Annotated in this window: 7 protein-coding genes, 1 tRNA gene and 1 other RNA gene; 7 read left to right on the top strand and 2 right to left on the bottom strand. The window is 72.7% G+C overall.

Annotation, left to right across the window (positions count from 1 at the left end):
* The coding region (locus GTW08_RS15005) for a DNA polymerase III subunit gamma and tau (RefSeq protein WP_161152088.1) at positions 1-1,297 on the bottom strand (1,297 nt) is incomplete at its 3' end.
* A 51-nt stretch (positions 1,298-1,348) separates the two neighbouring features.
* Positions 1,349-1,443, bottom strand: an RNA gene (ffs, locus tag GTW08_RS15000) — signal recognition particle sRNA small type.
* Between the two features lie 80 nt (positions 1,444-1,523).
* Here ffs and GTW08_RS14995 point away from each other — a divergent pair.
* The 7 genes from GTW08_RS14995 to GTW08_RS14965 all read left to right on the top strand — a co-directional run bounded on the left by GTW08_RS14995 (position 1,524) and on the right by GTW08_RS14965 (position 8,328).
* Positions 1,524-1,611, top strand: a tRNA-Ser gene (locus GTW08_RS14995).
* Between the two features lie 168 nt (positions 1,612-1,779).
* Positions 1,780-2,022, top strand: coding sequence for a hypothetical protein (locus GTW08_RS31090; protein WP_073575751.1), 243 nt, complete (start codon positions 1,780-1,782; stop codon positions 2,020-2,022).
* A 482-nt stretch (positions 2,023-2,504) separates the two neighbouring features.
* Positions 2,505-3,428: a LysR family transcriptional regulator gene (locus GTW08_RS14985; protein ID WP_073575750.1), complete on the top strand. Its 924-nt coding sequence runs from the start codon at positions 2,505-2,507 to the stop codon at positions 3,426-3,428.
* A 48-nt stretch (positions 3,429-3,476) separates the two neighbouring features.
* Positions 3,477-4,910 (top strand): amidohydrolase family protein, encoded by a 1,434-nt coding sequence (locus GTW08_RS14980; RefSeq protein WP_073575749.1) that lies wholly within the window; start codon positions 3,477-3,479, stop codon positions 4,908-4,910.
* Positions 4,907-5,836: an MBL fold metallo-hydrolase gene (locus GTW08_RS14975; protein WP_073575748.1), complete on the top strand. Its 930-nt coding sequence runs from the start codon at positions 4,907-4,909 to the stop codon at positions 5,834-5,836. Before GTW08_RS14980 ends, GTW08_RS14975 begins: the two co-directional genes overlap by 4 nt.
* Before the next feature lie 9 nt (positions 5,837-5,845).
* Complete coding sequence (locus GTW08_RS14970) at positions 5,846-6,814, top strand: fumarylacetoacetate hydrolase family protein (RefSeq protein ID WP_073575747.1); 969 nt, start codon at positions 5,846-5,848, stop codon at positions 6,812-6,814.
* A complete protein-coding gene (locus GTW08_RS14965) occupies positions 6,811-8,328 on the top strand; it encodes an AMP-binding protein (protein ID WP_073575927.1) in 1,518 nt (505 codons plus the stop codon). The genes GTW08_RS14970 and GTW08_RS14965 overlap by 4 nt, the downstream gene beginning before the upstream one ends.
* The last annotated feature ends 42 nt before the right edge of the window (positions 8,329-8,370 follow it).

Below are 8,370 nucleotides of genomic sequence, written 5' to 3'. Positions count from 1 at the left end.
TCGGCGCCCCTACCTCGCGTTCCGCGGAACGCGACGGTGCGCCGCCGGTCGGCTCCGGGGTGGCCGGGCGCTCGCTGGGCCGGACGAACCGCTTGGCGGCTCCGCCGTCGTCGGCCGGGCCGGCGGGGCCCGGCGCGATCGCGTTGCGCCGCTCGATGCGTTCCAGGCGTTCGAGCAGCCCGCCGTCGGAGGTCGTGGCCGCCGGGAGCAGCATCCGCGAGACCAGCAGCTCCAGCAGCAGCCGCGGGGCGGTCGCCCCGCGCATCTCGATCAGACCCTGGTGCAGGATCTCGCCGTAGCGGGTGAGGGTGGCCGGGCCGAGCCGGGCGGCCTGGTCGGCCATCCGGGACAGCTCGTCCGCGGCGCCGTCGACCAGTCCCTGCTCGGCCGCGTCCGGCACGGCCTGCACGAGCATCAGGTCGCGGAAGCGCTGCAGCAGGTCCGAGGCGAAGCGACGGGGGTCGTGCCCGGCCTCGACGAGCCGGTCCACCGCGCCGTAGACGGCCGCGCCGTCGGCCGCGGCGAGCGCGTCGACGGTGTCGTCGATCAGGCCGGAGTCGGTCACCCCGAGCAGCGCGACCGCGCGCTCGTAGGTCACACCCTGCGGCCCGGCGCCGGCGAGCAGCTGGTCCAGCACCGACAGCGTGTCCCGGGCCGAGCCGCCCCCGGCCCGGATGACCAGCGGGAACACCGGCGGCGCGACGGTCACCTGCTCCTCGCCGCAGATCTTCTCCAGCAGCGCGCGCATCGTGCCGGGCGGGATCAGCCGGAACGGGTAGTGGTGGGTCCGCGACCGGATCGTCGGGAGCACCTTCTCCGGCTCCGTCGTCGCGAACACGAAGACCAGGTGCTCCGGGGGCTCCTCGACGATCTTGAGCAGCGCGTTGAAGCCCTGGGTGGTGACCATGTGCGCCTCGTCGACGACGAACACGCGGTAGCGCGACTCGGCGGGCGCGTAGAACGCCCGGTCACGCAGCTCGCGCGCGTCCTCGACACCACCGTGCGACGCCGCGTCGAGCTCGACGACGTCGATGCTGCCCGATCCCTCGGGGGCGAGCGCGATGCACGAGTTGCAGACGCCGCAGGGATCCGGGGTCGGCCCCTGCTCGCAGTTCAGCGAGCGCGCCAGGATGCGCGCCGAGGACGTCTTGCCGCAGCCCCGCGGCCCCGAGAACAGATACGCGTGGTTGATCCGCCCCGCGGTGAGGGCGGTGGCCAGGGGCTCGGTGACGTGCTCCTGCCCCACGACGTCGGCCAGCTTGGCCGGGCGGTACTTGCGGTACAGAGCCAGAGCCACGAGGGGAAGGCTACCCAGGGGGTCCGACACTCCGGGGACCCGCTCGGAGACAGAAGGGGACCCCGCGCACCCGCCAGAGCCTGTTGACCCTTGCTGCCTTCCGGCCCTGGGGGAGTTCACAGGATGGACGCCGCACGGGGTCCACGGACAGTGTGCCACGGACGGCGCCGTCGGGCGGCGAGGGGGCCGCGTCGGATCGCCGAGGGCGTCGCGTAACCTCTTTCGCGGAGGATTCGCCTAGTGGCCTAGGGCGCACGCTTGGAAAGCGTGTTGGGAGCAATCCCTCAGGGGTTCAAATCCCCTATCCTCCGCCAGCAGGAAGGCGGAACGCCGGGCACACCCTCGCGGGTGGCCCGGCGTTCGTCGTCCCCGGCTTCGGTCTCCGCGGTGGACGGGCGAGGCGACGAGGTCCGGCATCCCTGCGCACCCTGCGACGGCGCGGCGGCGGACGGGACGTCGCGGCGCTGCGAGGTGGGAAGGCGGTGCTCGATCCGAACCGGGTCCTCCTCAGCGCCGCACTCGGCCTGTGGACGGCGGCACCGCTGATCGCCTACTTCGCGCAGCTCTCCGCGGGAGTCGGCCTCCCCGTCGTACTGACACCGGCGGCAGGACTCGGCCCGCTCATCGTCGTCGTCCCGGCTGTCGTGACCCGGCACAGCCACTCGGCGATCGGTCCGTTCGACCTCCTCCGTGCGGCGATCGCCGGGGCGGCGCTCGTCGTCTGATCCGGCTTCGACGCGGCTCCCACCGCGATGGTCTTCGCGGTCGGCGCCGACACGGCAGCGGCACTCCCCCACCGTCCGGACGGCCTGGCGCGACCGCCGGCTCCGAGAACCTGGTGTTCCACGTCCTGGTCGGCCTCGGAGCTGCGTTCACGCTCCTGACGCTGCGCAGCGGGGTCCCGCCCGACTGGGCATTCGCGGTGTACATCCTGGTCCTGTGCCTGCTGCTCATCAGCCTCGTCACGGCACGCAGGCACTCCGCGCTCGTGTGCTCCGCTCGTCGGCTGCAGGGGCACCTGCGGGCACCAGGCGTCCGCTCGGAGCTCGCCGGCGGTCGATCCGGGTCTAGGGTCGACGACGGACCGGCATCGGAGGACGTGCTGGGGGCCGGCCGCGCCGCCGGTCGAGGGCCGTCGTCCCGCACGGCCGCGCGGTGTCCCGGATGCCCGGTCCCTGGATCCTGCCGTCGTGGAGTGAGGTGGGCGATGGACGTCGATGTCCTGCGCTACGTGGTGACGCTCTCCGAGGAGCTGCACTTCGGACGGTCCGCGGCGCGGCACTATGTCGCCGAGGGGCATTTCGGACGACGGATCCGGCGGCTCGAACGGGAGCTCGGTGTCCGGCTGTTCGACCGCACGACGCGCCGGGTGTCGGTGACGCCGGCCGGGGCCCGCGTCATCGCGCACGCCCGCACGACCCTGGCCTCGTTCGACAGCCTGGTCGAAGCCGTTCGCGGCGTGGAGGCCGACGGGCAGGTGCTGCGGGTCGGGGTACTCGGGTTCGGTGTCGCGCACCGATGGCGGACGCTCGTCTCGGGCATCGCCGCCGCGGCACCGGGGGTCCGCATCGAGTACGAGGAGCTCGATCTGATGGACCAGTACGACGCCGTACGGAGCGGCGACGTGGACGTCGGGCTGGTGCACCATCTGGGTGGCCTCGACGGCCTGGTGATGCAGCCGGTGCTGAGTACGCCACGGGTGGCGGTGGTCCCCCGCACGTCGCCGTTGGCCGACGCGGACCGGCTCGTGGAGGCCGATGTGGCGGATCTGCCGTGGCTCCCGATGGCCGGAGCGGACCCCCGGCTCGCCGAGTGGGCGGCGGCGGGCCGGCAGGGCGGGCGGACAGGGCAGGTGATCCGCCGACCGGCCGCGATCCCGACCGCCGTCGCGACGTCCGGGCGGATCGGCCTGCACGGGGCGGTGGCGGTCCGCTACTGCAGCCATCCGGAGGTGGCCTTCGTGCCGCTGGAGGGAGCGCCCGTCGACGTCGCCGTGGCCACCGGCGGGCACGACGACCGCCCGGTGATCCGGGCGGTCCGGGCGGCCGCGGAGGCCACCGCCGGTGCCCGGGGCCCGGGGATTACGGCCGATCCGATACATGATCCCGGCGCGGCCTGCGTGCTCGACTGAGGGCGTCGGCCCACCGGGGCCGGCTCCCCCGAAGACGTGGAGGCACCCATGGCATCCGGTCGCACCCTCGTCACCGGCGGGCACGTGATCTCGATGGACCCCGCCATCGGTGACCTGCCCACCGGCGACGTCCTGATCTCCGACGGGGAGATCGTCGCCGTCGCTCCCGTCGTGGAGGCCGACGGGGTCGACGTCATCGACGCCACCGGGCACATCGTGCTCCCGGGACTGATCGACACCCACCGGCACACCTGGCAGTCGCTGGTGCGCGGCATCTGTGCGGACTGGCCGCTCGGGGACTACTACTTCGGCATCAGGCTGGGGATCTCACCGGCGATGACCCCCGACGACGTCCGGCTGGGCCAGCTGGTGGGTGCCGCGGACGCGCTCAGCGCCGGTGTCACCACGCTGCTCGACTTCTCGCACACCAACAACACCCCCGACCACTCGGACGCGGCGGTGCAGGGCCTGCGCGACGCGCACATCCGGGCAGCCCACTGCCACGGATTCTTCGAGAGCTCGCCGGGGGGCTCCCGGTTCGGGACCCACGCGGACCGTCTCCGGGACTTCCGACGGCTGGCCGACACCTGGTTCCGCGACGGCGACGGCCTGCTCTCCCTCGGCGTCTCGCTGAACGAGGTCTTCGGAGTGCCCTGGCAGGCGACCCTCGACGAGTTCGCCGTCGCCCGCGAGTACGGCGCCCTGCTCGTCAACCACACCGGATGCGTGTGGGGCAGCTCGATCACCGGTGGGGTCCTCGAGCTCGACGCCGCAGGTGTCCTGGGCCCGGACATCGTCCATGTGCACTGCAACGCACTCACCGGCGAGGAGTGGGCCGCGCTCGTGCGGTCCGGCGGCAAGGTGTCGATCTCGGTCGAGACCGAGCTCAACATGGGTATGGGACGGCCGGTGTTCGAGGCCTGCCGGCGTCACGGCCTGGCCCCGACCCTGTCCGCGGACGTCACGAGCCTCAACAGCGGCGACCTCTGGCACCAGATGCGGTTCGGCCTGGGCTTCGACCGGTGGGACGCCACGCACGCGCTGAACCTGTCCGGCCGCATGCCCGACGTCGTCACCACACCGGCGTCCGACGCGCTGCGGTGGACCACCGTGAACGCGGCCGAGGCGATGGGGCTCGGGGACCGCATCGGCTCGCTCACCCCCGGCAAGCGGGCGGATCTCGTGCTCGTCGGCGGAGACGCACTCGAGCAGCACCCGCGGACGGACCCCTACGGGAGTCTCGTGTTCCAGACGACGGTCGCGGACGTCCGGACCGTGCTGGTCGACGGCCGGGTGGTCAAGCGGGACGGCGTGCTCGTCGATCTCGACGCGGTGGACCTCGGTCGTCGGGCGGACGCAGCGGTCGACGCCCTCCTCGGCCGCATCGCCGACGGCGGCGGGACGCTCCCGGGCACACCACCCGGTGCCTGGGACGCGCTCGAACCGGTCTTCGCCGAGCATCGCAGGGCCGTCGGCCGATGAGCCGCGCGATCGAGCGGGCGGACCTGGTCGAGGTCGCGGCCGGAGTCTTCGCCTACGTGCAGCCCGACGGCAGCTGGATGATCAACAACACCGGTGTCGTGCTGGGCACGCCGAATCGTCCGCTGCTGGTCGACACGACCTCGACGGAGACCCGGAACCGAGCGCTGCTGTCCGTGGTCGCGGAGGTGGCACCGGGCCGCCCGCTCACGCTGGTCAACACCCACCACCACGGGGACCACACCTTCGGCAACTGGCTCCTGGAGGCGGACACCCCGATCCTCGCCCACGAGCACTGCCGCGAGGACCTCCTGGCCGCGGGGCTCGTCGCCGCCCGGCTGCTACCCGGCCCGGACTACGGGCGGCAGGAGATCCGCCCGCCCGACGTCACGTTCGCGGGCCCGATGACCCTGCACCTCGGTGACCGGCCGGTGCAGCTGATACCGGTCGGACCGGCCCACACCCGTGGGGACATCGTCGTCCGGCTCCCCGAGGACGGCGTCGTCTTCGCCGGTGACATCGCGTTCGCCGGTGGCCAGCCCTTCCTCGTCGAGGGCAGCGTCGCCGGGTACCTCCGTGCACTCGAGGAGCTCCGTGCACTCGACGCCGAGGTGCTCGTACCGGGGCACGGCCCGGTGTGCCGTGGAGCCGAGGTCGGCCGTCTGCTGGACGATCTGGAGGGCTACGCCCGCTTCGTCGATGCCGTCGCGAGGGAGGGTCACGCCGCGGGAACTCCCCCGCTGGAGGCCGCACGTGCCGTCGCCGACGACCCCTACCGGGACTGGCAGGAGGCCGAGCGACTCGTCGGCAACCTGTACCGCGCCTACAGCGAGCTCGACGGCGACCCGCCCGGCACCCGGCTCGACCTGGGCGCCGTGTGGGAGGACATGACGGCGTTCCACGGCGGCCCCATCCGCTGTTTCGCCTGAGGAGGAGAGATGCGTCTCGCGACCTGGTCACATGAGGGCGTCGTCCGGTCGGGCGTCGTCACCGACGTCGGGCTGCACGCGTTGCCCGACGGCAGGACCGTGCTGGACCTGGTCCACGCCGGTCTGCCCGCCGCGTTGGAGGCGGGCGCGTCCGCGCTGTCCACGGCGCCGGTCCCGCTGTCCGAGGTCCGGCTGCTGCCGCCGATCGCCCCGCCGACGATCCGCGACTTCGTCGCCTTCGAGGAGCACGTCGAGGGCGTGCTGCGCGCGGTCACCGCCGAGGCGGCGGTGCCGCCGGAGTGGTATCAGGCCCCGACGTTCTACTTCACCAACCCCTACGCCGTCGTGGGCGCGTTCGACGACGTCGCGGTGCCACCGGGCAGCGAGCGGTTCGACTTCGAGCTCGAGGTCGCCTGTGTCGTCGGCAGGGACGGACGCTCGCTGACACCCGAGCAGGCCCGGGGCCATGTCTTCGGCTACACGGTGCTCAACGACTGGTCGGCGCGCGACCTGCAGAGCCGGGAGATGCGCGTACAGCTCGGACCGGTCAAGGGCAAGGACTCGGCGACGACGCTCGGACCGTGGCTCGTCACCGCCGACGAGGTCGAACAGCACCGTGACGCCCACGGCTTCCTGGACCTCGCGATGTCGGTCACGCTGAACGACACGCTCGTCGGGCACGACCTGCTGGGGAACATGGGCTGGCCGTTCGAGGAGCTCCTGGCCTATGCCTCACGCGGGACGGAGATCCGGGCCGGGGACGTCATCGGCTCGGGGACCTGCGGGAACGGTGGCTGTCTCGCGGAGCTGTGGGGTCTGCGGGGGACGGACGACCCGCCGCCGCTGCGCCCCGGTGACGTCGTCGAGATGACGGTCGAGGGGATCGGGTCGATCCGCAACCGAGTCGTCGCGGGCCCGACGTGCCCGGACGTCCGACCTGCCCGGCCCCGTCCACGTACCCGGAGGGAGACCCCGTGACCCACACGGACGAGCAGACCTGGTCGGCGACCTTCGGTGCCGCCGACGCCGACGCGGCGTGGTTGCTGTGCGACCGGCACGATCCCGACGCGATCGCCTTCACCCTGGTCGACGCCGACCTCGCCGGCCGCGACCTGAGCTACGGGGAGCTGGCGGACCGGTCCCGCCGGATGGCCGCGGTCCTGGCCACCCACGGGGTCCGGGCCGGTGACCGGGTGGCGGTGCTGATGGGCAAGCGGATCGAGCTGGTGGTGACGCTCATGGCGATCTGGCGGCTCGGTGCCGTCCACGTACCGCTGTTCACCGCGTTCGCCGCCCCCGCTGTCGAGATGCGGGTGGAGGCCAGCAGCGTCGGTGTGATCGTGACCGAGCCGGCCCAGCGTGCCAAGCTCGACGCCCTCGACGGCCGGACCGTGCTGGAGGCGGGGCCGCGTCTGGACGCCGAGCTCGATGCCGCCGAGCCCGTCACCGGGCGGGTGGCCGTCGGGGGCGACGGCCAGCTGGTCGAGCTCTACACCAGCGGCACCACAGGACACCCCAAGGCGGTCCCGGTCCCGGTCCGTGCCCTCGCGGCGTTCAGTTCCTACATGGTCTTCGGACTCGACGTCACCGACGACGACGTGTTCTGGAACGCCGCGGATCCCGGCTGGGCGTACGGGCTCTACTACGGCGTGCTCGGCCCGCTGGCCATCGGCGGGCGGAACCTCCTGCTCGACGCCGGCTTCGGCGTCGAGACCACGTACGCGGTGCTGGAACGCTTCGGCGTCACCAACTTCGCTGCGGCCCCCACCGTGTACCGCGCACTGAGCCGCGCGACCACGACGCCGACGGTGCGGTTGCGGCGGGCGTCCTCCGCGGGCGAACCGCTGACCCCCGACGTGGCCACCTGGGGAAAGAACGCCCTGGACGTCGAGATCCGCGATCACTACGGGCAGACCGAACAGGGGATGGTGATCGTCAACGGTTGGCACGACGAGGTCCGCGCCCCGGTGCGGCCCGGCTCGATGGGGCGGGCGCTGCCGGGGTTCCGGGCAGCGGTCGTCGATGGACAGATCGCGCTCGCCACCGACAGCCCGTTGATGTGGTTCACCGGGTACGTCGACGCCCCGGAGCGGACCGCCGAACGCTTCACCACCGACGCCGCCTGGTACCTGACAGCCGATATCGGCAAGGTCGACGCGGACGGGTACTTCTTCTTCACCTCCCGTGACGACGACGTCATCCTCGCCGCCGGATACCGGATCGGCCCGGTCGACGTCGAGAGCGTCCTGGCCACCCATCCACTGATCGCCGACGTCGCCGTCGTCGGCGCCCCCGACGCGGTGCGTGGTCAGATCGTCGTCGCCCACGTCGTCCTGGTGGACGGTGTCACTGCTCCGGACGACCTCGTCACCGAGCTGCAGGACATGGTCCGGTCCCGGTACTCGGCCCACGCCTATCCACGGCAGGTGCACGTCGTGGACTCCCTGCCCCGCACCCCCAGCGGGAAGGTCCAGCGCTACCTGCTCCGGTGACCACGATCCCGCTCGACCACACCGGAACCGCGGTGCGGTCCC

Source organism: Pseudonocardia sp. SID8383 (assembly GCF_009864975.1).
Taxonomy (GTDB): Bacteria; Actinomycetota; Actinomycetes; order Mycobacteriales; family Pseudonocardiaceae; genus Pseudonocardia; species Pseudonocardia alni.
This window is presented reverse-complemented; position numbering and strand designations above follow the sequence as displayed.

Coding starts and splice junctions, on each gene's coding strand:
- GTW08_RS14985 (WP_073575750.1), top strand. CDS start 2,505: ATGGACGTCGATGTCCTGCGCTACGTGGTGACGCTCTCCGAGGAGCTG.
- GTW08_RS14970 (WP_073575747.1), top strand. CDS start 5,846: ATGCGTCTCGCGACCTGGTCACATGAGGGCGTCGTCCGGTCGGGCGTC.
- GTW08_RS14980 (WP_073575749.1), top strand. CDS start 3,477: ATGGCATCCGGTCGCACCCTCGTCACCGGCGGGCACGTGATCTCGATG.
- GTW08_RS14975 (WP_073575748.1), top strand. CDS start 4,907: ATGAGCCGCGCGATCGAGCGGGCGGACCTGGTCGAGGTCGCGGCCGGA.